This is a genomic window from Actinokineospora sp. (genome assembly GCF_052390155.1).
Classification (GTDB): Bacteria; Actinomycetota; Actinomycetes; order Mycobacteriales; family Pseudonocardiaceae; genus Actinokineospora.
The window spans coordinates 38638-64069 of the sequence record NZ_JBQTHF010000066.1; the positions used below are offsets into that span (position 1 = coordinate 38638).

Annotated in this window: 22 protein-coding genes; 11 read left to right on the top strand and 11 right to left on the bottom strand. The window is 71.3% G+C overall.

Annotation, left to right across the window (positions count from 1 at the left end; translation table 11 throughout):
- Window positions 1-31: 31 nt before the first annotated feature.
- Window positions 32-793 (bottom strand): TnsA-like heteromeric transposase endonuclease subunit, encoded by a 762-nt coding sequence (locus tag ACT4N7_RS22460; RefSeq protein ID WP_444830796.1) that lies wholly within the window; start codon window positions 791-793, stop codon window positions 32-34.
- A 272-nt stretch (window positions 794-1065) separates the two neighbouring features.
- Between ACT4N7_RS22460 and pulA the strand changes: the two genes are divergently transcribed.
- A complete protein-coding gene (gene pulA, locus ACT4N7_RS22465) occupies window positions 1066-6810 on the top strand; it encodes a pullulanase-type alpha-1,6-glucosidase (RefSeq protein WP_444830797.1) in 5745 nt (1914 codons plus the stop codon).
- 77 nt (window positions 6811-6887) lie between these two features.
- Here the strand turns inward: pulA and ACT4N7_RS22470 are convergent, their stop codons facing one another.
- From ACT4N7_RS22470 to ACT4N7_RS22480, 3 genes are all read right to left on the bottom strand, one after another.
- The gene (locus ACT4N7_RS22470; protein ID WP_444830798.1) at window positions 6888-7763 is read right to left on the bottom strand and encodes an HD domain-containing protein; all 876 of its coding nucleotides are present in this window, start codon (window positions 7761-7763) and stop codon (window positions 6888-6890) included.
- 102 nt (window positions 7764-7865) lie between these two features.
- On the bottom strand, window positions 7866-8234 hold the full coding sequence (locus ACT4N7_RS22475; RefSeq protein WP_444830799.1) for a DUF397 domain-containing protein: 369 nt from the start codon (window positions 8232-8234) through the stop codon (window positions 7866-7868).
- Window positions 8231-9097 (bottom strand): helix-turn-helix domain-containing protein, encoded by an 867-nt coding sequence (locus ACT4N7_RS22480; RefSeq protein WP_444830800.1) that lies wholly within the window; start codon window positions 9095-9097, stop codon window positions 8231-8233. The genes ACT4N7_RS22475 and ACT4N7_RS22480 overlap by 4 nt, the downstream gene beginning before the upstream one ends.
- Window positions 9098-9449: 352 nt before the next feature.
- Here ACT4N7_RS22480 and ACT4N7_RS22485 point away from each other — a divergent pair, with 352 nt between their 5' ends.
- From ACT4N7_RS22485 to efeB, 5 genes are all read left to right on the top strand, one after another.
- Window positions 9450-9608: a hypothetical protein gene (locus ACT4N7_RS22485; RefSeq protein WP_444830801.1), complete on the top strand. Its 159-nt coding sequence runs from the start codon at window positions 9450-9452 to the stop codon at window positions 9606-9608.
- 77 nt (window positions 9609-9685) lie between these two features.
- Window positions 9686-10111: a hypothetical protein gene (locus ACT4N7_RS22490; protein WP_444830802.1), complete on the top strand. Its 426-nt coding sequence runs from the start codon at window positions 9686-9688 to the stop codon at window positions 10109-10111.
- A gap of 332 nt (window positions 10112-10443) precedes the next feature.
- Complete coding sequence (efeU, locus tag ACT4N7_RS22495) at window positions 10444-11298, top strand: iron uptake transporter permease EfeU (RefSeq protein WP_444830803.1); 855 nt, start codon at window positions 10444-10446, stop codon at window positions 11296-11298.
- The gene (gene efeO, locus ACT4N7_RS22500) at window positions 11295-12428 is read left to right on the top strand and encodes an iron uptake system protein EfeO (protein ID WP_444830804.1); all 1134 of its coding nucleotides are present in this window, start codon (window positions 11295-11297) and stop codon (window positions 12426-12428) included. Before efeU ends, efeO begins: the two co-directional genes overlap by 4 nt.
- Window positions 12425-13708: an iron uptake transporter deferrochelatase/peroxidase subunit gene (efeB, locus tag ACT4N7_RS22505; RefSeq protein WP_444830805.1), complete on the top strand. Its 1284-nt coding sequence runs from the start codon at window positions 12425-12427 to the stop codon at window positions 13706-13708. Before efeO ends, efeB begins: the two co-directional genes overlap by 4 nt.
- Here the strand turns inward: efeB and ACT4N7_RS22510 are convergent.
- Window positions 13681-14268 carry a TetR/AcrR family transcriptional regulator gene (locus tag ACT4N7_RS22510; protein ID WP_444830806.1) on the bottom strand — a complete coding sequence of 196 codons (588 nt, stop codon included), beginning with the start codon at window positions 14266-14268 and terminating at the stop codon, window positions 13681-13683. The genes efeB and ACT4N7_RS22510 overlap by 28 nt on opposite strands.
- A gap of 76 nt (window positions 14269-14344) precedes the next feature.
- On the opposite strand from ACT4N7_RS22510, the gene ACT4N7_RS22515 reads away from it, so the two are divergent.
- A complete protein-coding gene (locus ACT4N7_RS22515; protein ID WP_444830807.1) occupies window positions 14345-15010 on the top strand; it encodes an NADPH-dependent F420 reductase in 666 nt (221 codons plus the stop codon).
- Here ACT4N7_RS22515 and ACT4N7_RS22520 read toward each other — a convergent pair.
- Window positions 14994-15848, bottom strand: a complete 855-nt coding sequence (locus ACT4N7_RS22520) for a spermidine synthase (protein ID WP_444830808.1) — start codon at window positions 15846-15848, stop codon at window positions 14994-14996. The two genes, ACT4N7_RS22515 and ACT4N7_RS22520, sit on opposite strands and share 17 nt — an antisense overlap.
- Window positions 15845-16177 (bottom strand): hypothetical protein, encoded by a 333-nt coding sequence (locus ACT4N7_RS22525; RefSeq protein WP_444830809.1) that lies wholly within the window; start codon window positions 16175-16177, stop codon window positions 15845-15847. Before ACT4N7_RS22525 ends, ACT4N7_RS22520 begins: the two co-directional genes overlap by 4 nt.
- 132 nt (window positions 16178-16309) lie before the next feature.
- On the opposite strand from ACT4N7_RS22525, the gene ACT4N7_RS22530 reads away from it, so the two are divergent.
- The 4 genes from ACT4N7_RS22530 (at window position 16310) to ACT4N7_RS22545 (ending at window position 21036) form a co-directional block, all read left to right on the top strand.
- Window positions 16310-16789, top strand: coding sequence for a DUF5994 family protein (locus ACT4N7_RS22530; RefSeq protein WP_444830810.1), 480 nt, complete (start codon window positions 16310-16312; stop codon window positions 16787-16789).
- Between the two features lie 26 nt (window positions 16790-16815).
- Window positions 16816-16962, top strand: a complete 147-nt coding sequence (locus ACT4N7_RS22535; RefSeq protein WP_444830811.1) for a DUF6307 family protein — start codon at window positions 16816-16818, stop codon at window positions 16960-16962.
- A 210-nt stretch (window positions 16963-17172) separates the two neighbouring features.
- The gene (locus ACT4N7_RS22540) at window positions 17173-20586 is read left to right on the top strand and encodes a phosphodiester glycosidase family protein (protein WP_444830812.1); all 3414 of its coding nucleotides are present in this window, start codon (window positions 17173-17175) and stop codon (window positions 20584-20586) included.
- A gap of 24 nt (window positions 20587-20610) precedes the next feature.
- Entirely contained in the window at window positions 20611-21036 is a 426-nt protein-coding gene (locus tag ACT4N7_RS22545; RefSeq protein WP_444830828.1) for a Uma2 family endonuclease, read from the top strand.
- Between the two features lie 10 nt (window positions 21037-21046).
- Here the strand turns inward: ACT4N7_RS22545 and ACT4N7_RS22550 are convergent, their stop codons facing one another.
- The 4 genes from ACT4N7_RS22550 to ACT4N7_RS22565 are packed head-to-tail and all read right to left on the bottom strand — an operon-like array spanning window position 21047 to window position 25427.
- The gene (locus ACT4N7_RS22550; protein ID WP_444830813.1) at window positions 21047-21706 is read right to left on the bottom strand and encodes a winged helix-turn-helix domain-containing protein; all 660 of its coding nucleotides are present in this window, start codon (window positions 21704-21706) and stop codon (window positions 21047-21049) included.
- Window positions 21707-21745: 39 nt separating this feature from the next.
- Entirely contained in the window at window positions 21746-23398 is a 1653-nt protein-coding gene (locus ACT4N7_RS22555; protein ID WP_444830814.1) for a right-handed parallel beta-helix repeat-containing protein, read from the bottom strand.
- On the bottom strand, window positions 23398-24099 hold the full coding sequence (locus ACT4N7_RS22560) for a LuxR C-terminal-related transcriptional regulator (protein ID WP_444830815.1): 702 nt from the start codon (window positions 24097-24099) through the stop codon (window positions 23398-23400). The genes ACT4N7_RS22555 and ACT4N7_RS22560 overlap by 1 nt, the downstream gene beginning before the upstream one ends.
- Window positions 24096-25427, bottom strand: coding sequence for a type VII secretion protein EccE (locus ACT4N7_RS22565; protein WP_444830816.1), 1332 nt, complete (start codon window positions 25425-25427; stop codon window positions 24096-24098). Before ACT4N7_RS22565 ends, ACT4N7_RS22560 begins: the two co-directional genes overlap by 4 nt.
- Between the last annotated feature and the right edge of the window lie 5 nt (window positions 25428-25432).

The window sequence follows — 25432 nt, forward strand, 5'->3', positions numbered from 1 at the left end:
TCCCCGACTCGCATCACCTGCCGAGCCGCGCTCATGCGACCGCTCCCGGCGTCGCAGTGACCACCGCATCCGGGTGCAGCGGACGGGACAGGTCGGTCCGCAGCTCGCCCCGCCAGAGCAGGTGGAACAGCACCGGCAACACCGCGATCGGGTCACCCACCCAGCCCGCCCCATCCATCAACCCCACCGGCACGACGAACACCGCCCGCAACGCGGCCGCGACCTCGGCCAGCTCATGGCGCGGATGCCGGTAGCCAGCCAGCCAGCGCACGTTGCCCAGCAGTGTCTCCGGAGGGCCGTCGACGACCTGGTAGTCCCAGCCCAACGCTTCGCAGGCCGCCCTGGTCGCCTCGAACGCGGCCTGGTCCCGCGGCTTGATCCGATGCGCTGGTCGGCAATCCAGCACCAGCGCCGACCCATCCGACCTACGAGCGAAGTAGTCGGGAGCGTGCGACCGTCGCCGCCCCTCAGGCGTGCTCCAAAACAGCCAGAACGGCTGCGAAGCGATGCCCACGACCTGCGGATCAAAGTCCAGCAGCACCAGCCGGTCGCGCTCCAGCCACGACTCGTAGCCCACCAGCGTGCCCGTCGTCGCCGTCCACCAGCTTCCCGCGTGGTGCCGCTGCCCCTTCCAACTCGGGAACCCGCGCACCGGCGAACACGACTCGAACAGCACCATCGCCGCCTCGGTCAGCGGAACCCGCTGTTCCTCGGCGTCATCAACGAACGCGACCTCGAACCCCTCCACCGTCGCGGCGGAGGCGCCACCAGACACAAGATCAAGTCGAGGCATCGGGACATTGTCCCGGACCTTCCCTGCCCACCCCCACCGACCCGAACGAAACCCCGAACACCCGAAGCCAGGCCCGAAGAGTTAGTGCGGAACCCGAAGGGTTCGGCCGGACAGGACATGTCCGATGACCGCGTCGTTGCCGCCGGGTAACAGCGTTGCGCAACCGACTGAAAGAGATTGCAGCCAAACGGGCCTTGTCCTGCCGGGACAGTCATGGTTTGGTGCGGTGGCCTGGTCTCTCTTGAGGCAAGTGGCGTGCAAATTCTTTCGACATGGAGGTCGTCATGGGTCGGCGCGCGAGATCCGCTCTCGCCTTGCTCGTCAGCGGGCTGTTGGCGGTGCCCCTCCTGCTGCCCGGGGTCTCCCCGGTGTCGGCGGGCAACGCCGACCAGGGCACCTGGTTCGCCGTCGGGGAGGTGACCGACCTGCCCGCCGGCGTGCGTCCCGGCGACCGCGCGCTCGCCAAGGACGCGCTGCGCGACGACCTGACCGGTGAGCGGTTCTACTTCGTCATGCCCGACCGGTTCGCCAACGGCGACCCGCGCAACGACCGCGGCGGCTCGGCCGAGACCGATCGGCTCAAGACCGGGTTCGACCCGACCGACAAGGGCTTCTACCACGGCGGCGACCTGCCGGGGCTGCGCGCGAAGCTGGACTACCTCGACGGCATGGGCGTCACCGCGATCTGGATGACGCCGATGTTCGCCAACCAGTGGGTGCAGGGCACCGGCGCGGACGTCTCCGCCGGCTACCACGGCTACTGGACCACCGACTTCACCAAGCTCGACCCGCACTTCGGCACCACCGCGGACATGCAGGCGCTGATCGCGGACGCGCACCGCAAGGACATCAAGGTCTTCTTCGACATCGTGGCCAACCACACGGCCAACGTGATCGAGTACGCCGAGAACGAGTACGACTACATCAGCACCGGCGCGCAGCCCTACCTCGACGCGCAGGGCAACCCGATCGATATCGCCGCCGCCGCGGGCAAGCCGGACTTCCCGAAGCTCGACCCGAAGACCTCCTTCCCCTACACGCCGGTCTTCCCGACCCCCGCGGGCGCGACCGCGAAGACCCCGGCCTGGCTCAACGACCCCGCGCTCTACCACAACCGGGGCGACTCGACCTTCAGCGGCGAGTCCAACGAGTACGGCGACTTCTTCGGTCTCGACGACCTGATGACCGAGAACCCGAAGGTCGTCGAGGGCATGAAGAAGATCTTCACGAGCTGGATCGACACCCTGGGCATCGACGGCTACCGCGTGGACACCGTCAAGCACGTCAACATGGCGTTCTGGCAGGCGCTCGCGCCACACGTGCAGGCGTACGCGAAGTCCAAGGGCAAGAAGGACTTCTTCGTCTTCGGCGAGGTGTTCAGCTCGGACACCACGCTCACCTCCTCCTACAGCACCACCGGCCGGATGCAGGCCATTTTGGACTTCCCGTTCCAGAGCGGCGCGCTGAACTTCCTGTCCGGCAAGGGTTCCGCCCGGCTCGCCGAGGTGCTGCTGGCCGACGACCAGTACACCGACGCCGACTCCAACGCGTCCTCGCTGCCGACGTTCCTCGGCAACCACGACATGGGCCGGATGGCCTGGATGCTGCGCCAAGAGCGGCCGGGCATCACCGAAGAGGAGCTGCTCAACCGGCTGCGGCTGGGCAACACGCTGATGTACCTGTGGCGCGGCAACCCGGTCGTCTACTACGGCGACGAGCAGGGCATGGCGGGCAGCGGCGGCGACAAGGTCGCCCGCCAGGACATGTTCGCCAGCAAGACCCCGGAGTTCATGGCCGAGAAGTTCGTCGGCACCGACCGCACCGGGGCGCAGGACAACTTCCAGACCGGACACCCGCTGTACCGCCAGCTCGCCGACCTCGCGTCCTTTGTGGACCGCGACCGGGTGTGGGCGGACGGCAACCAGGTGCTGCGTCTGGCGCAGAACGACGTGCTCGCGTTCAGCAGGATCACCAAGTGGGCCCAGCGGGAGAACCTCGTCGTCGCCAACGCGGGCGCCGCGCCCGCCACGGTCGACGTGCCGGTCGGCGCGCCCGGCCTGCGGTTCCGCACGGAACTGCCCGCCAGGGGCGACGGCCCGACCAGCGGCCAGGACGGCAAGGTGCGGGTGACCGTGCCCGCGTACTCCGTGCTGGTCCTGGCCTCGCACGACCGGTTGCAGGCGGCGACGCCGACCCCGACGCTGGTGGCACCCGCCGCGGGCACCGTGCTCGACGGCCGGGTCGAGCTCAAGGCGGACGGCATCACCTCGCCCTACGCGCAGGCCACCTTCGCGGCCCGGGTCGAGGGCACCGACAAGTGGACGATGCTCGGCACGGACGACGCCGCGCCCTACCGGGTGTTCGCCGACGTGTCTGGCCTGCGGGGCACCGCGGTCGGCAAGAAGATCGAGTTCCGCGTCGTGGCCAAGGACTCGCGCGGCACGCTGGGGGCGGACGGCGCGGCCGTGACGCTCGCCGCGGCACCGCCGCCGCCCGGCGGTCCCGGCGGCCAGAGCCCGGACTGGCTGGTCGTGCACTACAACCGGCCCGCGGGCGACTACGCGGGCTGGGGCCTGCACGTGTGGGGCGACGTCGAGCAGCCCACCGAGTGGACCTCGCCGCGGCCGTTCAGCGGCGAGACCCCGTTCGGCCGGTTCGCGTGGGTCAAGCTCAAGCCCGGCGCCAAGCAGGTCGGGATCATCACGCACAAGGGTGACGAGAAGGACGGCGGCGACCGGTTCGTCGACCCGTCGGTCACCCCGCAGACCTGGATCAACCAGGGCCAGGACGCGCTGCACCCGAGCGAGACCGCGGCCACCGGCAAGGTCACCGTGCACTTCCAGCGCCCGTCCGGCGACTACGCGGGCGCCGCGGTGCGGATCGCGGGTCAGCCGGACGTGCCGCTGACCGGCCGTGACGCGTTCGGCGCGTTCGCCGACGTGCCCGCGACAGCCACCCCGCTCGACTTCAGCGTGGTGCAGGGCTCGACCGCCGTGGTGTCCGGGACGCTGACCGGCGCCCGGGCCTGGACCCGCGAGGGCCAGACCAAGGTGTACGCCAGCCTGGCCGCCGCGGAGAACCGCGCGGTGATCCACTACTCGCGGCCGGACGGCGACTACACCGACTGGGTGCTCTACCACTGGACCGGCTCGCTGGTGCCGAGTCCCGGGTGGACCCAGTCGCGTCCGGCCGACGGCACCGACGGATTCGGCATCTATTGGTCGGTCGCGCTCGAACCGGGCGCGCCGGGGCTGAGCAACATCATCCACAAGGGCGACACCAAGGACCCGGGCGCCGACCAGTTCCTCGACGTCGGCGGCACGGGCTACGAGGTGTGGTTCGTCTCCGGGTCGGCCCGAGCGGACGGCGGCGCGTCGTACGTGCTGCCGCCGTCCACCGCGCCCGCCGCCGACGCCGACCTGAGCAAGGCCAAGGCCATCTGGGTCGACAAGGACCGGCTGGTGTGGGACGTCCCGGCGATCGCGTCGGACGGCTACCACGTGCGCTACGACGCCGAGGGCAAGATCACCCTCACCGACGGCCGGGTCCAGGGCGGCAAGTACCTGCGGCTCCAGGCGGACGGGGCGCTCACGGGCGAGCTCGCCGCGAAGTTCCCGCACCTGTCCGGGAAACCGGTGTTCAAGGTGCGCGCGTCCGACGCGGGCCGGATCGACGAGGCACTGCGGGCCCAGCAGGCCGCCGTGCACGTCGACTCGAACGGCGCGACCCGGCACGCCACGGGCACCCAGCTCGCGGGCGCGCTCGACGGCCGCTACGGCGTCGAGGCGGCGAAACTGGCCTATGGGCCGACATTCGACCGCGGGAAGGTGACCGCCCGGCTGTGGGCGCCGACCGCGAAGTCGGTGAAGCTGCGGCTGTTCGACACCGCCGTGCCCGCGCGGGACGCGCAGCCGCGCCAGGTCGTGGACCTGCGCCGCGACGACAAGTCCGGCTCGTGGTCGGCGGACGGGAACTGGAAGGACCGCTACTACCAGTTCGAGATCACCGGCTGGTCGTCGCCGGAGAACAAGTTCCGCACCGTCGTGGTCACCGACCCGTACTCGGTGTCGCTGTCGGTCGACTCGACGCACTCGCAGTTCGCCGATCTGCGCGACGGCGCCACCATGCCCGCCGACTGGGGCAGGCAGGTGGCCAAGGGGCTCGACGGCGACCCGACCGAGCACGGCATCACCGAACTGCACGTGCGGGACTTCTCCATCGCCGACGACAGCGTGCCCACGGCCGAGCGCGGCACGTACAAGGCGTTCACGCACCGCGACTCGGTGGGCATGAAGCACCTGAAGTCGTTGGCGGAGGCCGGGTTGGACACGGTGCACCTGCTGCCGACGTTCGACATCGCCAGCATCCCGGAGCGCCGGGCCGACCAGCAGCGCCCGAACTGCGACCTGCCCGCGCTGCCGCCGGACTCGCCGAGCCAGCAGGAGTGCACAGGTGCGGCCGCCGCGCGGGACGGCTTCAACTGGGGCTACGACCCGCTGCACTACGACGTGGTCGAGGGTTCCTACGCCACCGACGACGCCCAATCCGGCCACGCGCGGGCAAAGCAGTACCGCGAGATGGTGAAGTCGTTGCACGACAACGGGAACCGGGTCGTGGTGGACGTGGTCTACAACCACACCACCGCCTCCGGCGACGCGCCGAACTCGGTGCTCGACCGGGTCGTGCCCGGCTACTACCAGCGGCTCAACCTCGACGGCACGGTCGCGAACTCCACCTGCTGCGCCAACACCGCGACCGAGAACGCGATGATGGGCAAGCTCGTGGTCGACTCGGTGCTGCGGTGGGCCCGGACGTACAAAGTGGACGGTTTCCGATTCGACCTGATGGGCCACCACCCGAAGGCGAACATCCTCGCCGCGCGGGCCGCGCTCGACACGCTCACCGTGGCGCGCGACGGCGTGGACGGCACGAAGATCCGTATCTACGGTGAGGGCTGGGACTTCGGCGAGGTCGCGGGCAACGCGCGGTTCGTCCAGGCCACCCAGGCGAACATGGCGGGCACCGGCATCGCCACGTTCAGCGACCGCCAGCGCGACGCCGTGCGCGGCGGCGGCCCGTTCGACGACGACCCGCGGGTGCAGGGCCTGGCCTCCGGGCTGGCGGGCGACCCCAACGGCTCCCCCGCCAACGGCGACGCCGCCGCCCAGGCCGCGCGACTGGTCGAGTACAGCGACCTGACCAAGCTCGGCATGGCAGGCAACATGGCCGACTTCCGATTCCGCTCGACCGCGGGACCGGTGGTCACCGGCAGGCAGGTCTCCTACAACGGCTCCCCCGCGGGCTACACGGGCGCACCGAACGAGGTGATCACCTACTCCGACGCCCACGACAACGAGACCCTGTTCGACGCGCTCGCGCTCAAACTCCCCACGGGGACGTCGATGGCCGACCGGGTGCGCATGCAGAAGCTCGCGCACGCGCCGGTGCTCCTCGGCCAGGGCCAGCCGTTCCTGCTGGCGGGCAGCGAGTTCCTCCGGTCCAAGTCACTCGACCGCAACAGCTACGACTCCGGCGACTGGTTCAACCGCTACGACCCGTCCTTGCGCGACAACGGGTTCGGGCGGGGTCTGCCGCCCGCGGCGGACAACCGGGCGAAGTGGCCGTTCATGGGTCCCGTGCTCGCCACACCCACCATCAAGCCCTCGGCGGCCGACATGCGGGCGTCGGTGGACGGCACCCTGGAGTTGCTGCGCATCCGCCAGTCCTCCCCACTGTTCACCCTGAACGACGCCGCGCTGGTGCAGGCGAAACTGTCGTTCCCGGCGGCCGACTCCGGGCTGATCGTGGCCTACCTGGACGACACCGCTGGCGCGGACCTCGACCCGAACCGGCGCGGCCTGCTCGTGGTGATCAACCCGTTCCCGCAGGAGAAGACAGTCCCCCTCCCCGCCGACGGCTGGACACCGCACGCCACGAGCGCGGACGCGCAGCGCACCACGCTCACCGGCACCTCGGCAGCCGTCCCGGCGCGGTCGGTGGTGGTGCTCTCCCGCTAACACGCTGACGTAGCGCGAAAGGTGGCCACCGACCCCGTGTCGGTGGCCACCTTTCGTGTTGACAGGAGGGTTGACGGTCAATTCCGCCCCCCTTGACGTGCCCGAGTGCCTGCCCGTAGTTCGTGGTAGCTCGAAGCGAAGGCTGTCCACCAGCTTCGAGGATCGGTCGCGATGATCGCTTGCGCTAGTTGTTTGCCAGAGTCGGTCCACAGTGACTCGATCGAGGTGTCACGCCATGGTTTGGTGGCGTATCCGCGAGTTTCATACTCGGCAGCTTGCAGCAAGGTCTCTATCTTGTCCGCGTCATGGGCAACCCTCGACTCAAGCGTTTCTGTCGCCTCGTACTCCGCGGTGATTTCTTGGAAGACCTTCGCGATCTCGTCAGGCATACCTGAGGTTTGGTGAGCTGTCACGGCTTCTGGAACTGCCGTGGTGACGTAGGCGCGGCCAACAGAGGGGACATCCCCTATGCGCGTTTCATGGACGTCGTGCATTAGACATAGGGCGGCTGTTCGGCCAGGGTCGGCACCCTCCAGTCCCGCTAGAGCGATTCCGACGAGTCCGACCCGGAACGAGTGTTCTGCCACGGTTTCTGGCTGTGCAATGCCCAGTAGCAGCCAGCCAGAGCGCGGAATGTTCTTGAGGTGGCCAGTTTCGAACAGAAAGGCCGCCATGCCGGTCAGCGGGTGAGTCTCGCCGGGCGGGATTGGCAGGCTTGCCTGACCGCTTACATACACACCGCCTCCGGCTTGGCTGCGAACGAACCCCTCTTCACGCAGGATCCGTACTGCGGAACCGATCGTTGCCCGCGTCACGCCGAAGAACTTTGCCAGCTCGTCTCCGGTGGGCAACTGCGCCTCGGGCTCAAGCTCGCCAGAGAGGATCGCCGCCCGAATGGATGCGGCTATCTGGATGTACGGGCTTCGGGGGTCTTCAGGGTTGATCGGCTGCATGAACCAAGCGTACCTGCTTAGACAAGTTCGCCACCTGACTAAGCCAACCCTTGACATGATGCGTATGCAGCCTCACTACGTGCGGCAGCCGGCACGGCCGAATCAGGCGGTGAGTTGACCAGCGAAGTCGAATTCGCCGTCGGCGACTCCGGCGAGGAAGGCGGTCCACTCTCCTTCATCGAACCGCAACTCGACCGTGGTGGTGAGCGATGTGACGAGGGTATCGGTGCCGATCTTGGTGATGGTGGCGACCCCGTTCGTGCTGGTCAGACCGCCGTTGCGCGCGTCGCGAACGAACGTCGCCCACGCGGGGTGCCAGAAGGCGATCGTGCCGGCGGCGGGGTGCTTGCTGTGTCGGATGAACACGCTGTCGGCATCCGGTGCGACCTCGACGCAGTTGCCGGTGGCGGTGCTGTAGCTGCTCTTGCGCCATCCGGTGCGGGTGTGTTTTGTCGGGGAGTCGGTGTTCATCGCAGGTCCTTGATCACGTCGTGGATGAGATCCAATGATTCTCGCGGAGGCAGTGCCTTGCTTTGCACGGAGGCCACGGCGTGGAGGTAGCTGCGGATCACGCCGCCGCGCTCGTGCACTGTCCAGGATGTCATCCCGTCGACGTAGACGGCTTCGGGATCGGTCTCGTCCGGCCACTGGATGATCACGAATGAGTCACCGAGTGCGGCGTGGGCGTCGGCGGCGAACGGGACGACCTGCACTGTGACGTCGTGCTCGCGGACCACGCGGGTGATGTGGCGCAGTTGCTCGCACAGGATGGCGGGGCCGCCGATTTGCTGGTGGATGGCGGCTTCGCCGACGATCGCAGTCACCCGCAGGCCCTCGCTGAGCCGGCGCTTGCGGCGCATCCGCAGTTCCAGGTAGCGATCGATGTCGGCGACGCGCACATGTGGTGATCCTGCGGTGATGATCCGCTCGGCGTAGTCACGGGTCTGGAGCAGGCCGGGGATGACCGCGCCTTCGTAGGTGCGTATCCAGGAGGCGTCGGCTTCCAGTTCGATGAGCATCTGCACGGCTTCGGACAGGATGTCGCCGTAGTCCTGCCACCAGCCGGGTTCGTCGGCTTTGCGGCGCAGCGTGTCCAACTGGGCGGCCACCTCGGCTGGAATGCTCAGCACATCCACGGTCCGCGCCAGCACTCCCTGAGACACCTTGGCCTTGCCCGACTCGATCTTCGACCACGTGCCCTGATGGATGCCGACCTGGGCGGCCAACTCGGTGCCGGACAGGCCGCTGTGCTGCCGGTAGGTGCCCAGGCGGGTCCCGAGACGGCGACTGCGCACGGTTGGTCGCATCGTGTCCCTCCGCTCCCTCGTGTCCATGTTCCCTGCTGTTACGCACGGTGACCGACACGATCACCCGTTCGGACCACTTCCGCGCTGTACATAATGTCGAGCATTATGCCTAACATGGATGCCGTGCCGCAGAGCACAAGATAGCCCGCCTGGCGATCACCGTTCGCCAGGACCCCAGCCCCGGCGGAGCCGGGCCCGACCCCCGACCGGGCCCGGCTTCGCCGGTACCACCAACCGACCCGCACCGTGGGCCGGTGCGGCAAAGCGGAGAGCGGATATGTGGCGAACGCGACGCAAACCCGGACAGTGGGTCGCAGCATGCCGGGATGTCTCCGGCCGACGCCGGGAGATCCTCGTCCTGCCCACCGACGACGGTCGGGTGGCGCTGGTCTTCCCGCCGGGCGAGATCGCTGTCCTGGAGCCGTTGCAGGCCGGTCGCCTACGCGCCGCCCTAAGAGACGTGGTATTCGCGCTGGGCGACCCCGACACCCTCGATCAGCACCAGCAAGCCATCCCGACCGTACGGGCAAGCGCATGAGCGCCGCTGCGCAGGCAACCGACGGCTGGCCCGGTGGCCACCAGAACCCGAAGGAACCGCTACCGATGGAGCAACCCGTGACAACCGCACTCACGCGACCGGACCGGCCGCGCCAACTCGACGACCACGACCACGACCACGACCAGCGGACGCACCGCCACCCACTGGACGAGTTCGTGTCTGATCCCTCCGACTTGACGCCGATATGCGACGAGCGGAGATTCGCCGCGATCCTGGAGGAAATGGTGGCCGACGAGGCACCCCGACTGTTCGCGGTAGTGCAGGAATACGGCGACCGCGTCGACGGCCGTATCGCCGCGTGGGGCATGGCCTTCGCCGACCACGCCGAAGTCGTCTCGGTCACCCGCGGGCTGCGGATGAGCCTGCACGCCCCGGACGACGCGCTGCGCCTATACAAGTTCGGCAGCCACATCCGGGCTCGCCTCGTGTGGTTCAACCCGGATGCGGCCACGCCCATTGACGATGACGACGAGGCCGCCTGAACGGGGCACGCCCGGTGTCCGGGGATGGCGCGCCGTCGCTGCCGGGACTGTTCCGGCCGCTCCTGCACGCCATCCCAGACACCCAGCGCTACACCAACTTCGGCGGAGGATCGTGCGGTGCGCCCACGCTCAGACGGACCGGCAGCGCCCTGCCCCACCCACCCTGCCAAGACTGCGAACGGATCATCTGCCCCAACCCGCAACCCGGCGGTACCGCTCTGAGCGCCTACGACGTCGCGGTGGCCGGGTTCCCGTCGGACAGCGACTGGACAGGATGGTGAGCCTTACCTACCTTCAACTAAGGTTAGGCTCACATAGCCTGGGAGGTGACGATGGAGTACGTGTTCAGCAGCGCGCTGATCGGCCTCCGGGAGGGGCTGGAGGCCGCGCTGGTGGTCAGCATCCTCATCGCGTACCTCGTCAAGACCGGCAGGCGGGCCGAGTTGCGGTGGGTGTGGCTCGGGGTGGGCATCGCGGTCGCGCTGTCGGTCGGCGTCGGCGCGGTGATCACCTTCACCGCGGCGAACCTCAGCTTCGAGCAGCAGGAGATCTTCGGCGGCGTGATGTCGCTGGTCGCGGTGGCGTTCGTGACCGGGATGATCTTCTGGATGCGCCGCACGGGACGCCGGATCGCGAGTGAGCTGCGCGGCAAGCTGGACAGCGCGGTGGAGATCGGGGCGGTCGCGATCGTCGTGCTGGCGTTCCTGTCGGTCGGTCGGGAGGGCCTGGAGACCGCGGTGTTCTTCTACGCCGCGGCCGAGTCCGCCGGGAACAACGGCGGGCCGCTGGTCGGCTTCCTCATCGGGCTCGTGGTGGCCATCGCGCTCGGGTGGGCCATCTACCGGGGTGCCCTGCGCATCGATCTGGCCCGGTTCTTCACCGTGACCGGCGTGCTGCTGGTGTTCGTCGCCGCCGGGGTGCTCGGGTACGGCCTGCACGACCTGCAGGAGGCCGCCGTGCTGCCCGGACTGAACACCCTCGCCTTCGACCTGTCCGGCCCGATGCCCGAGGACTCCTGGTACGGCGCCCTGCTCAAGGGCATCTTCAACTACTCCGCGCGCACCACCGTCGTCCAGGCGGTCGCCTGGATCACCTACGTGGTCGTCGTGCTCGCCTTCTTCCTCCTGCCCGGGCGCACACCCGCGCGGGAGGCCGTCCCCGCTCGTTCCCGAGGAGAGAACCCGTGACCGGATCCACCATTCGCGCCGCCCTGACCGGGGTGGTCGGGCTCGCCGTGCTGGCGACCGCCTGCGGCACCACGGACACCTCGGCGGCGGGCGGGCCGATCGCCGTGGAGGCGAAGGACGACGCCTGCGGGGTCGCGCGCGCCGAGGCCGACGCGGGCACGATCACCTTCGAGGTGAGCAACAAGGGCAGCCGGGTGACCGAGTTCTACCTCTACGCCGAGGGCGACCGGATCATGGGCGAGGTGGAGAACATCACCCCCGGGCTGACCCGCAGGCTGATCGTCGAGGTGCCCGACGGCGGCAAGTACCAGACTGCGTGCAGGCCCGGCATGAAGGGCGACGGCATCCGCGCCGACTTCACCGTCAAGGGCGGCGCCGCCCGGCAGGCCGACACCGACGCCAAGCTGGGCGAGGCGACCCGCAGCTACCAGCGCTACGTCGGCTCCCAGGCCGACACGCTGCTGGTGAAGACCCGGGAGTTCGTCGACGCGGTCAAGGCGTCCAAAGTGGACGAGGCGAAGGCGCTGTTCCCGGTGTCGCGCACGTACTGGGAGCGGATCGAGCCGGTCGCGGAGAGCTTCGGCGACCTCGACCCGAAGATCGACGCCCGGGAGGCCGACCTGGAACCGGGCGCGGAGTTCACCGGCTTCCACCGGCTGGAGAAGGACCTGTGGGTCACCGGCCTGCAGGCCGACTCCCCCGCGATCGCCGACCGGCTGATGGCCGACGTCACCGAGCTGGTCGGGCTCGCGAAGACCGTCCAGCTCACCCCGCTGCAGCTCGCCAACGGCGCCAAGGAGCTGCTCGACGAGGTGGCCACCGGCAAGATCACCGGCGAGGAGGACATCTTCTCGCACACCGACCTGTGGGACTTCCGGGCCAATGTGGACGGATCGCAGGCGGCCGTCGCGGCGCTGCGCCCGGTGGTGCAGGAGCGCGACGCGGCGCTGGCGACGACGCTGGACGAGAAGTTCAAGGCGGTCGACCAACTCCTGGAGGCCCAGCGCAGTGGTGACGGCTTCAAGTCCTACACCGATCTGACCGACGCCGAGATCAAGGCGTTCGCCGCGGCCGTGGACGCGCTCGGCGAGCCGATCAGCAAGGTGGCCGAAGTGGTGGCGCAGCGATGACCGAGCAGGCGGCCGAGACGCCCGTGTCGCGCGAGCGGGTCTCCCGGCGCAGGGTGCTCGGTCTGGCGGGCGCCGGGGCCGCGGTGGCGGGGGTGGGCGCCGCGGTCGGCGTGCTCGCCACGCGCGACCCGCGGGTCCAGAACGCGGCGGCGAGCACGGCCGGGCCGGTGCCGTTCCACGGCGAGCACCAGGCGGGCATCGTCACCCCCGCGCAGGACCGGATGCACTTCGTGGCGTTCGACGTGACCACCACCAGGCGGGCCGAACTGGTGGCGCTGCTCAAGGAGTGGACCGCGGCGGCCGAGCGGATGACGGCCGGTCAGGAGGCCAGGGAGAACGGTGCCGTCGGCGGTCTGCCCGAGGCCCCGCCCGCGGACACGGGCGAGGCGTTGGATCTGTCCGCGTCGGCGCTCACGCTGACCATCGGCTTCGGCCCGTCACTGTTCGACGGCCGGTTCGGCCTGGCCGACAAGCGCCCGGCCGCGCTGATCGACTTCCCCCGCTTCCCCGGCGACGACCTGGACCCGAACCGCTCGGGCGGCGACGTCTGCGTCCAGGCGTGTGCCAACGATCCGCAGGTCGCGGTGCACGCGATCCGCAACCTGGCCCGGATCGGCTTCGGCAAGGTCGCGGTGCGCTGGTCGCAGCTCGGGTTCGGCCGGACGTCGTCCACCTCGACCACGCAGGTCACCCCGCGCAACCTGTTCGGCTTCAAGGACGGCACGAACAACCTCAAGGCGGAAGACCCCGCCGCCCTGGCCCAGCACGTCTGGGTGGACGCCGCCGGGAGTCCACAGTGGATGGTCGGCGGCACTTACCTGGTGGCGCGCCGGATTCGGATGCACATCGAGATCTGGGACCGCACGTCGCTGACCGAGCAGGAGGCCATCGTCGGGCGCGCCAAGGGAACCGGCGCCCCACTGGGCCAGCGCGACGAGTTCGACCAGGTCGACATGCACGTCCTCGGCCGCGGCGGCGAGCCGCTGGTGCTGCCCGAGTCACACATCCGTCTGGCCGCCGCCGACAACCTCAACGGCGCCAAGGTCCTGCGCCGCGGCTACAACTTCACCGACGGCTCCGACGGCTACGGCCACCTCGACGCCGGCCTGTTCTTCGTGTGCTTCAACCGGGATTCGCGCACGCAGTTCGTGCCGATGCAGCAGGCACTGTCCAGTAAGGACGTGATGATGGAGTACCTGGAACACACAGGTTCTGGCCACTTCGCCTGCCCCGCGGGCACCCGACCAGGCGGCTACTGGGGCGAAACGCTGTTCACCTGAGTCACCAGCAGTCGCGCGGCCGCCTTGGCCGCGTCCGGCACCCCCGGCGCCGCCTCCAACGCGCCATCGGCCAACCCACCGTCCAGCAGCAGGGTGAGCCCCAACGCCACGGCGTCCGGGTTCGACGCGCCCGCCCGCTCGGCGAGGTCACGCACCCACGCGCGCACCGCACGCTTGTGCCGCACGGTCCGCCGGTGCACGGGACTGCCCGCGGCCGATTCGGCGGCGGCGTTGAGGAACGCGCAGCCGCGGTAGCCCTCGCGTGCGCACGCGGTGCGCAGCGCGTCGAACAGGCCGACGAGTTGGTCGGCGGGGGCGGGGCCCGCGGCCTCGGCGGCGGCGCGCAGCTGGCCCTGCCAGACGGTGTCGACCTTGTCCAGGTAGGCCAGGACGAGGTCGTCCTTGCGCGGAAAGTGCTTGTAGAACGTCGCTTTGGCCACGTCGGACTCGGCGATGATGGTGTCCACCCCGACGGCCCGCAGGCCGTGCGCGTAGAACAGCCGGAACGCGGTCTCCGTGATGCGGTCCCGCGCGCTCCCCCGCGCCGTCTCGGTCGTCATCCGCTCAGTGAAGCAGACAGACCTGTCTGCTACGTTGGCGACGAAATAGACAGACCTGTCTGTGAGGGAGAGTTCGATGAAGATCGGCGTACTCGGCACCGGGATGGTCGGCAGGGCGATCGCCGGACGGTCGGCCGAACTCGGCCACGACGTCCGAGTCGGCACCCGGGACGTGGCGGCCACTCTCGCCCGCACCGAGTCGGACGGCTACGCGGCCTGGGCGCGCGACCACGGCGCGGTCACCCTGACCACTTTCGCCGACGCGGCCGCGCACGCCGACCTGGTGGTCAACGCGAGCGGCGGCGGCGTCAGCCTGGAGGTGCTGGCCCAGGCGGGCGCGGCCAACCTCGACGGCAAGGTGCTGCTCGACGTCGCCAACCCGCTCGACTTCTCCGCGGGCTTCCCGCCCACCCTGTCGGTCAAGGACACCGACTCGCTCGGCGAGCAGATCCAGCGGTCGTTCCCCGGCGCGCGGGTCGTCAAGTCGCTCAACACGCTCACCGCCGACCTCATGGTGCGCCCCGCCGACCTCGCCGAGGCCGACCACACGATCTTCGTCGCGGGCGACGACGCGGCCGCCAAGGCCGTCGTCACCGGCCTGCTGACCGAGTTCGGCCACCGCGACGTGATCGACCTCGGCGACCTCGCGGGCGCCCGGGGCACGGAGATGCTGCTGCCGGTCTGGCTGCGGCTGATGGGCGTGCTCGGGACCGGGCAGTTCAACTTCAAGATCGTCCGCTAGCGAACGGGTCGGCGGGCGGGGTCGGCGCGGCCATCGGGGCCGCGTCGGTCAGGGGCTCGACGTTGCCGCGCAGGTCGGACAGGGCGGCGGAGGTGACGCAGCGGGCCGGGAACACCGCGCCCGCCGCCCGCCCCCGCACCGCCTCGACCGGCAGTTCCACCGCCGACGCGGCGAACACCAGGTTGCCGAACCGCCGCCCGCGCAGCACGCCCGGCTCGGCGAGCAGCAGCACGTGCGGGAACACCGCGGACAGGGTCGCGAGCACCCGCCGGGCGAAGTGCAGGCCGCGGCCGTCGGAAACGTTGACGAGGTAGGTGCCCCACGGCCGCAGCACCCGCGCGACGTCGCGGGTGAACTCGACGGTGGCCAGGCCGCCGGGCACGACGGCCCGCTCGAACGCGTCGAGCACGATCAGGTCGGTGCCCGCGTCCGGCTGCTCGCGCACACCGGCCCGCCCGTCGCCCACCCGGACCGCCAGCCCCGGTACGCCGTCCAGGTCGAGTTGGGTGCGCACCAGGTCGATCAGCTCGCCGTCGGCGTCGATCGCGAGTTGACGCGAGCCGGGGCGGGTCGCGGCGATGTAGCGGGGCAGGGTGCACGCGCCGCCGCCGATGTGCAGGGCGTCGAGCGGGGTACCCGGGGCGGCGACGCAGTCGATCACGTCGCCGATCCGCCGGACGTAGTCGAACTCCAGGTGCGTCGGGTCGTCCAGGTCCACATAGGACTGTGCGATCCCGTCGACGCTCAGCAGCCAGCCGTTGGCCCGGTCGAGGTCGGCCAGCAGCTCGGCCACGCCGAACCGCACGGGCCGCGACCCGGGCAGCGGACGGCGGATCATCGGGCGGGCCGCGGGATGGCGCCGTCGCGGGCAGGCGTGGGGACGTCGACCGGCCACGGGTACTTGATCCCCGCTCGGTTGTTGAGCACGACCACCCGCTCGTCGCCCCGCAACCGGCCGGAGTCGCGCGGCGCCGCGAAACACGCCGCGCCCTCCGGGCACCCGAACGCACCCTCGGCGGCGGCCAGTTCTCGATGCGCCGCCGCCCGGGCGAGGTCGTAGCGGGCGAACAGCGGCGACCCGCAACGGCACGTCCCCCGCACCACGCCCGCGTCGAAGGTGGCGGCGCACCGCGGGCACTCCAGAGGCGAGAGCACCGAGTAGGACACGCCGCCTCCTGCTGTCGTCGACCTGGAACCCCGGAAGTATCCCCGCTGGTCACCCGGACGGATCGCCGGACCGGTACCGAATCGGCGTAGGGTTGGGGATACCAACGATCGGGCCGGGACAGGAGCACCGACATGACGTCCGGTGATCCCCGCCGCGTGCACGACACCGCACGGACCTTCCTCGATTACCTCGTCGCGCCGCCGCGGGTGTCGCTCAAGCCCCCGGGTGCCGCGAAGGGACATTTCGACGGCGGCTGGTGGCCGCGCTCGCGGGAACCGGTGGCGGAGTTCTCCGCGCTCGTAGACCGACTGAGCGACCGGTTCGGCCCGGTCGACCGGATCGGCTACAACCCCGTCTCGTGGGACCTGGCCCCCGCGCGGCTCGTCGTGGCGGCCGACACGGTGCGGCTCGCGGGCTTCCGCGGCCTCAACCGGCACACCGTCATCCTGATCGGCCCCGACCTGCCCCGGCTGACCCTGCTCGTGGTGCCCGCGACCGTCGCCAAGGCCGTCGCGGACGCGACGCTCGCCCTGGTCGCGTCGGCGGCGAACACCGACGACGCTGCCGCGCTGTTCGCCGCGGGTGGCGTCGCCACCACCGTCTTACAGTGATCGACTTACGATGAGGACACCTACTCATGAGTCAGACCTACAACCAGCGACTGGCCACAGTGGAACGCGCGCTCGCCGCCGAGAACATCAAGCCCGGCAAGGGAAAGAACCTGTCCGAACTGGCGACCAAGGTGCTTGCCGCGCTTGACGGCATCCGTGAGGACGTGCGCTGACCCATCGGGTACCGCGACGCCGGACCGCCCTGGGCGGTCCGGCGTCGGGGTGTCCGCGGTCGCGGGCCGGGGCGCTTGCCGGGACGATCATTCACGAACCGGTCGGGCGGACTACACCGAAAGGCGGTATCGCCGGCAACTCCCGACGGGGTTGAGTGGCAGTTCGTCAATCACTGACGACCTGGCCCTGCGGATGCTTCTGGAGTTCCCGTGTCGCGTAGTCGCCGCGTGGCGTTGTTCGCCCTGGCACCCGTGGTGGTGCTCGGGCTCGCCGCCCCCGCCGCCGCCCAGCCCGTCACCCCGCCGCCCGCTCCGGTCGTCGTGCTCGACCTGCCCGACGCCGAAGCGGCGTCGCGGTCGGCGGTGGACCCGGCGCGGCGGATCGAGACCGTCCGCACGACCCGGCCGGTCGCCCCGGGCGTCACCCTGAGCTCGTTCGACTGGTACGAGCCCGGCGACGCGGGCGGCTGGGTGCGCGGCGACGCGCTCACCGTCGACCTCACCAAGGGCACCAGGGTCGACTACCTCGACCCTGGCCAGGTGTCCGCAGCCGCACCACTGTCCACACAGGCCACCGCGACCCGCGCGGTGGCCGCGGTGAACGGCGATTTCTTCGACATCAACAACTCCTCCGCGCCCGAGGGCGTGGGCATCCGCAACGGCACGCTGGTGAAGTCGGCCAACACCGGGCACCACCGGGCGGTCGGCGTCGACGCGGCCGGGATCGGCCGGGTCATGGAGGTCTTCTTCGACGGGACGCTGTCGCTGCCCGACGACCGGACCGCGCGGCTCACCCAGCTCAACAGCTCACGGATCGACTCCGGCGGCATCGGTGTGTTCAACCCCCTGTGGGGCAGCTATTCCCGCGGCCGGGCGGTGCTGGGCGCCCCGCGGGTGGCCGAGGTCGTGGTGCGGGCCGATGTCGTCGCCGAGGTCCGCCCGACCCCCGGCGCCGACCAGATCCCGGCCGACGGCTACGTGCTCGTCGGCCGCGAGGCGGGCGCCGACACGCTCGCCGCGCTCCGCCCCGGCGACCGAATCGGGGTCACCTACGCGTCGCGGACGAACGACGGCAGCGCCCCGAAGGCGGCCATCGGCGGCAACCAGCTCCTGATCCGCGACGGCGAGATCGTCGCCCCGGCCGACCCATTGCACCCGCGCACGGCGGTCGGGTTCTCCGCCGACGGCAAGAAGATGTTCCTGCTGACCGTGGACGGCCGCCAGGCGCCCTACCAGCTCGGCCTGAACCTGCGCGACATCGCCGCGATGCTCAAGGAGATGGGCGCGCACAACGCGCTCAACCTCGACGGCGGCGGCTCCTCGACGATGCTCGCGCGCGAACCGGGCACCGAGGCGGTGCGGGTCGAGAACCAGCCCTCCGACGGCGGCGAGCGCCCGGTGCCCAACGGGCTCGCGCTGTACGCGCCCGCGGGCAGCGGCACGCTCACCGGGTTCTGGGTGCGCACCGCGAGCGATCCCGCTGCCGCGCCGGGCACCGCGACTGTCCCAGGTGGACGGCCGGACCGCGTCTTCCCCGGCCTGTCCCGCGCCCTGGTGGCTCATGGCCACGACGAGACTTTCGGGCCCGCCGCGACGGGTCCGCAGGCATGGCAGGTAACCGGCGCGGCGGGCACGATCGGCGCGGACGGCGTCTTCCGCGCCACGCGGCCCGGAACCGCGAAGGTCACCGTGCGGCGCGGCGCCGTGCGCGGCGAGATCGACCTGACCGTCCTGGGCCCGCTGGCCCGCCTCACCCCCACCACCGCCCGGCTGAGCCTGCCCGCTCAGGACGCGACGGCCGCCGTGGGCATCGTGGGCTACGACGACAATGGCTTCACCGCGCCGATCGACCCCGCCGACCTGACCCTGGACTACGACCGCGGCCTGATCGACGTCGTCCCGACCGCGGCCGGAACCCTTGCGGTGCGGGCGATCGCGCCACTGGGCGCCGCGATCATCACCGCGCGCGTGGGTGATCGCGTCACCAAGATCCCGGTGACGGTCGGCCTGGCGGAGCGGACCATCGCGAGTCTGGACGACGGCGCGTCGTGGCGGTTCGGCTCGGCGCGAGCCACCGGATCGGTGACACCGGTCGCGCAGGGCCACACCGGGGCCGGGCTGAAGCTGGCCTACGACTTCACCCAGTCGACCGGAACCCGCACGGCGTATGCGGTCCCACCGACGCCGATCACGGTCCAGGGTCAGCCGCTGGCACTGGGGGCGTGGGTCTACGGCCACGGCAGGGGCGAGTGGACGGCGTTCACGGTGACCGACGGCCAAGGCCAGACCAGGTCGCTGTACGGGCCGTACATCACCTGGACGGGCTGGCGGTACCTGGAGGTCGCGGTGCCCACCGGGCTCGCGTTTCCCTTGCAGGTCAACCGGTTCTACACGATCGAGACGGCCGCGAACCGGCAGTACACCGGCGAGGTGCTGGTCGACGACATCGTGGCGAAGGTGCCGCCCGCGGTGGACATCCCGGCCGAGGTCCCGGTGGCGGACCGGGTGATCGTGCAGGACGGCACGGTCGCCGGGCGGCAGTGGCGGTTCGCGGTGCTGTCCGACGCGCAGTTCGTGGCGCGCGACCCGGACAGCGCCCTGGTGCGGGCCGCGCGCCGCACGCTGCGCGAGATCAAGGCGCAGCGGCCCGACTTCGTGGTGATCAACGGCGACTTCGTCGACGAGGCCGCCCCGGCCGATCTCACGCTGGCGCGCCGAATCCTCACCGAGGAACTCGGCGACGAGCTGCCCTGGTACTACGTGCCGGGCAACCACGAGATCATGGGCCCGGGCACGATCGACAACTTCCGCCGCGAATTCGGTGTCACGAACCGGAGTTTCGACCACCGGGGCACCCGCTTCGTGCTGCTCGACTCGTCCACCGGCACCCTGCGCGGCGGCGGGTTCGACCAGGCGGTGCTGCTGCGCGACCGGCTGGACGAGGCGCGCCGCAACGATTCGGTGAACTCGGTGGTGGTCATGGAACACCACCCGCCGCGCGATCCCACCCCGGCCAAGGGAAGCCAGTTGTCCGACCGCCGCGAGGCCGCCCTGGTCGAGCGGTGGCTCGCGGACTTCCGCCGGGAATCGGGCAAGGGCGCCGCGTTCATCGGCGCACACGTCGGGGTGTTCCACGCGTCCCGTGTGGACGGTGTGCCGTACCTGATCAACGGCAACTCGGGCAAGACACCCGCGGGCCCGACGACCGCGGGCGGCTTCTCCGGCTGGACCCTGCTGGGCGTCGACCCGGCCAGGTCCGACCGCTCCTGGCCGCGCAGGCCGGGCCAGCAATGGCTCGCCGCCGAAGTCCGCCCCCACGTCGACGCGCTCGCGATCACGGCCCCCACCACGATCCGATTCGGCGAATCCGCGCAGGTCACGGCCACTGTCACGCAGGGCACGCGCCAAGTCCCGGTCACCTACCCGATGAGCTACGACTGGTCCGGTTCGCCCAGCCTGCACATCGGTCCCTGGAACCAGATCCGCCCCTGGCACGCCGCCCGCCTGGACCCGGCGACCGGCGAGATCACCGCCCTGCGCCCGGCCACCGTCACCGTCGCGATCACCGTCAACGGCGTCACCCGACAGGCCACCATCCAGATAGCCCAGCGCGCCGCCGCCTGACCCGACCAGATCGCCGCGTTCCACCTGGCCGTCCTGGTGCGCGACGCACTCCGCGCCGCGCGGCGAGCGGACCTCCATGTGGTCCCCGCGGTGAACGTGCGGATCTCCACCGCGTGGCGTACCGCGCCGATCCCGGACGTGGTGGTCCTGAACCGCAAGCCGGTCGGGGCGAGCTTCGCAGCGGACGACCTGGTCCTGGCCGTGGAGATCTGGTCCCCCGGCAACCCGCGCGCCGAGCGGGAGACCAAGATGGCGGGCTACGCCGCGGCGGGCGTGCCGTTCGTGTGGACGATCGACCAGGGCGACGAACTCCGCGGCCCAGTGCTGACCGCGTACCGCCTGGCGGACGGCCAGTACGTGGCGGAGAACACCGTCCACCCCGCGGGCCCGGCGGCCATCACGGCCGCCCCGTTCCCGATCACCCTGGACCTGGCGGACCTCGACTCGTAGACCCCGCGGGCTATGCCGGGTTCACCTGGTAGCCGATACCGCGGACGGTGTAGATCATCGGCGGGTCGCGCAGCTTGCGGCGCAACTGGGCCATCAGCACGTCGAGCACGTTGGAGGCCGGGTCCACGAAGGGGTCCCAGCCGTGCGCGATCAGGTCGGCTCGGCGCACCGGGTGGCCCTGGCGCAGCACGAGCTGCTCCAGCACCGCGAACTCCTTGGCGGTCAACGTGAGCAGCACCCCGGCCCGGCGCACCTCGTGCCTGCCGAGGTCGAGTTCGAGGTCGCCGCAGCGCAGCACCGGGGGCGGGCCCGCGCCGACGCGCCTGCACAGGCTGCGGACCCGGGCCGCCAGCTCCGCCACCGCGAACGGCTTGACCAGGTAGTCGTCGCCGTGGGCGAGGCCGGCTATCCGGTCGGCGACGGCATCGCGGGCGGTCAGAAACAGGACCGGCACCACCGACCCGGCCGCCCGGCTGGCCCGCACGTAGGCCAGTGAGTCCCCCGACGGCAGCATCCGGTCGAACACGGCGCAGTCGTAGGAGTTGACCGCGAGCGCCTCGTCGGCGGCCGGGAGGTCGGCCACCGCGTCGACGGCGAACCCCGCCCCGCGGAGCGCCCCGCTGATGGCCACCCGAAGGTCGTCGTCGTCCTCGATGACCAGAACACGCACGAGTGCGGACAGTAGTGCCTCGGCCACCGCCCCCCGGCACTACCCCGCCGCGTGCCGCACGTCGGCGACGTGCAGGTCGCGCAGCTCGTCGGTGTCCGGGAGCCTGCCCAGGGTGCGCAGCCGCTGCGACTGGGCCTTGCGAATCCCCTCGAACAGCCGCCGCGCGTCGCGGGCGTTGCCGAAGTTGGGATCGTTCGCCACCCGGTCGAAGTACTCCAGCAGCACGGGTTCGGCGTCCTCGCCGAGCCGGTAGTCGCCCGCGGCGATCATGCGCCCGATGATCCGCAGCAGGTCATCGGAGCTGTAGTTCTCGAACTCGATGGTCTTGGAGAACCGGGACGCGAGGCCGGGGTTGGCGGCCAGGAAGTCCCGCATCTCCCCGGTGTACCCGGCGACGATCACGGCGACCTCGTCGCGGTGGTCCTCCATCAACTTGACCAGGGTGTCGATGGCCTCCTGGCCGAAGTCACCGCCGCTGCCCGCCTGCCGCGACAGGGTGTACGCCTCATCGATGAACAGCACGCCGCCCTTGGACTCCTCGAACACCACCGCCGTCTTCTCGGCGGTGTGCCCGATGTACTGGCCGACCAGGTCGCGCCGGGAAACCTCGCGGAACTGGCCGCGGGTGAGCACGCCGAGCGCCTTGAGGAGCTGGCCGTAGGTGCGCGCGACCGTGGTCTTACCGGTGCCGGGCGCGCCCGCGAAGATCAGATGGTGGCTCACCGTGCCGACCGACAGCCCGGCCCGGCGTCGCCACTCGTTGACCTGGATCTCGTCGACAACCGCCCGCACCTCGGCCTTCACCGCGGGCAGCCCGACCATCCCGTCGAGCTCGGCGAGCAGGTCGTCCAGCCCGCCGTCGCCGCTGCCCGCGCCCGCGGGCCGCTCGTCCGGCTCGATGATCGTGGGCGACGCGCCCGGCGCCACCGCGATGCCCGGTTCGGCGGTGTTGTCCACATGGCACGCCTCGACCAGGCCCGCGCAGCCCGCGCCGAACGCGATGCCGACACCCTGCACGTCGTGCACCGACGTGCGCCGGATCGTCGGCCTGCTCTGGTGCGCGACCGCGATGCCCTCGTGCCCGGTCCGGGAGATGTCGCAGCCCTCGATGACCGGCCGGGCGAACTGGTAGACGTAGATGCCGCGGTGCCCGCAGCCCGATACCGTGCAGTCGGCAATCTCTGGATCGGCGCCGAGCCCGACGGTCAGGCCGTCGCCCGACACGTCCGCGATCGAGGTCCCGACGATCTGCCCGGACGAGCTCTCCACCGCGATCCCCTGCTCGGCGCCGGAGATCGCGCAGCGGCTCACGACGAACCGGCGGCAGCCGCGCACGCTGATCGCGGGCCCGAGCCGGGCGCCGACTGTGCAGCCCTCCACGGTCAGCTCGACGTCATCGGCGAGGATCGCGGCGGCGTTGGCCCGCACCTCGATCCCTTGCAGCGTCAGCGATCCGCCGCGCACGCGGAGCACGGGCCAGTCGCCGCCGGTGCCGTCGAGCACGACCGTCGCGCCCTCGAACGCGCGCAGCGTCAGCCGCCGGTCCACCAGCTCGAAGGTCTCCGCGTAGGTACCCTCGGCGACCGAGACCACCCCGCCGTCCGGCGCGCCGGTCAGCGCGTCGCCGATCGTCGGGTACGCGCCGTGGCGCCCCGGCGCCACCAGCAGGGTCCGCGCGGCGGCAGCGGTCATCAGCCCGCCCTCTCCATGAGCCAGCCGCGGTCGGCGGCCTTGACCCCGGCCTGGAACCGGCTGCGCGCGCCGAGCCGGTTCATGATGTCGGCGACCATGCGCCGCACGGTCCGCACCGACACCCCGAGCCGCGCGGCGGCCGACTCGTCGGTGTTGCCCGCCGAGAGCAGCGCGAGCAGCTCGCGCTCGCGCAGCCCCAACTCGGCGGCCTCCGGCAGGTCGGACGCGGTGAGCGGGACGGCGGTCAGCCACACCCGCTCGAACAGTTCGACGATCGTGGTGACCACGCTGGGCAGCCGGAACACCGCGATGCCCGCCGCCCCGAGACCTGCCCGCTCGGTGGGCAGCACGGCCAGCGTGCCGTCGATGACCAGCGCGTCCGCGGGCACCTCGGCGACCGTGCGGGTGTCGGCGCCCGCCAGCGACAGCGTGCCGAGTTGGGTGCCCAGCACCGGGGCCGTGCGCGCCGTGTCGGGCACCACGACGCGGTACCGCACGCCGCGGCGCAGGTTCTCGTGGTCGATCCGGCGCACGGCACCGATCGGGTCCTTCGACGCGACCGCGCGCGAACTCATCACCAGCACCTCCCGCGTGGCCGCGGCCAGCAGCGCCTCGACACCCGCGCTGGACGGACCTGGCGCGGCGCGGCCGACCGGCAGCACGCTCACCTGACGCACCGAATCTATTGCGAGCGCGTTCATCCGGGGAACCCTCCGATCGGAAGCGATGCGGCCACGCCGGTCAGGTGCGTGCCGTCGAGCCGCACGAGGCGGACACCGCGGGCGGCGGCGAGGTCGGTCATGGTGGCGACGGCGCCGTCGAGGGCCGCCTCGGTGGTGGCCGCGAGCCGGAGCGCGGCGGTGACGGTCGGCTCGCCGGGGCCGGACCGGGCGCCCAGGGTCACCGTGGCCGACACGCTCGCGGCCCGCGCGAGCAGGTCGGCGACGAGCCTGCGCGCGTCCCGGTCGGAGAGCCGCTGCCAGCCGTGCAACTGGAAGCAGGTCTGCGACACCGCGCCGGTCCGCCAGAAGCCCCAGTCCTCGCGGACTTCGGTGCGACCCCCGGTGACGTGGCCGAGCGCGGCGATGGTGGCCAGCGCGGCCTCCTCCGGCAGCGGGTCGGTCGGCACGCCCGCCCGCTTGAGCGCGCGCAGCACGCGGCGCAGTCCGTTGCGCAGGGCCAGGGTCAGCTCGTCGTCGGCGGCCGTCTCGACGGTGCGCACCGCGTGCACCGCGAGCCACACGCGCGTCGGGCGGTCGGCGCGGACGCTGCCGTGGAACACCGTCTGGACGCCGAACTCGTGCGGCAGGCCCTCGGCCGACGGCAGCAGCGCCGCGGGCGAGGGCAGCGCCCCGATCGGCGCGGACTCGCTCACGCGCGGCCGGACCATCGCGGTCAGGCCGCCCGTGTGGCTGATCACCATCACGGGTCCCTGGCCGGTCTCGACCGTGCCGACCGTCGAGCCGGGCAGCAGCAGCGCGAGCAACGCCTTGGCCTTCCCGTTCTCGGGCAGGTCGCGGCGGCGCGACCGGAGCAGGTAGCGGCAGCCCAGCGCGGCCAACTCGTAGAGCCAGCGGCCGCGGAGGCGGACTGTCGTCGACGCGATCAGCAACGCCGCGCCGACCGACACCCCGGTCAGCACCGGCCACGGCTGGCGTACGCACAGCACGACCCCGACCACCGCGACCTGCCAGCAGATGACCTGGATCAGGTCGAGGTGCTCGACGAAGTCGGCGACCCGGTTGCCCTGCGGGGTGGCCCGCCGTTCGGCGGGCGCGACCGGCGGCGCGACGCGCGGCGGCAGCGGCGGCGCCGCGATCAGCGGCAACTGCACGGTGTGCGCGTCGGCGACGCGCAGGGCGGCGGGCCGGGCGACGGCCGCGGCCGTGCTCGCCGCGGCGGACACCACCCGCACCGTGGGCACCGGCGCGGGCGCGGCGAGAACCGGCGCGACGGTCTGCTCGCCCGCCACGTCCAGCGTCCCGGAAATCGCACCGGTCTGGCCCGCCTGCTGGTCACGTCTGTCCACAGTGG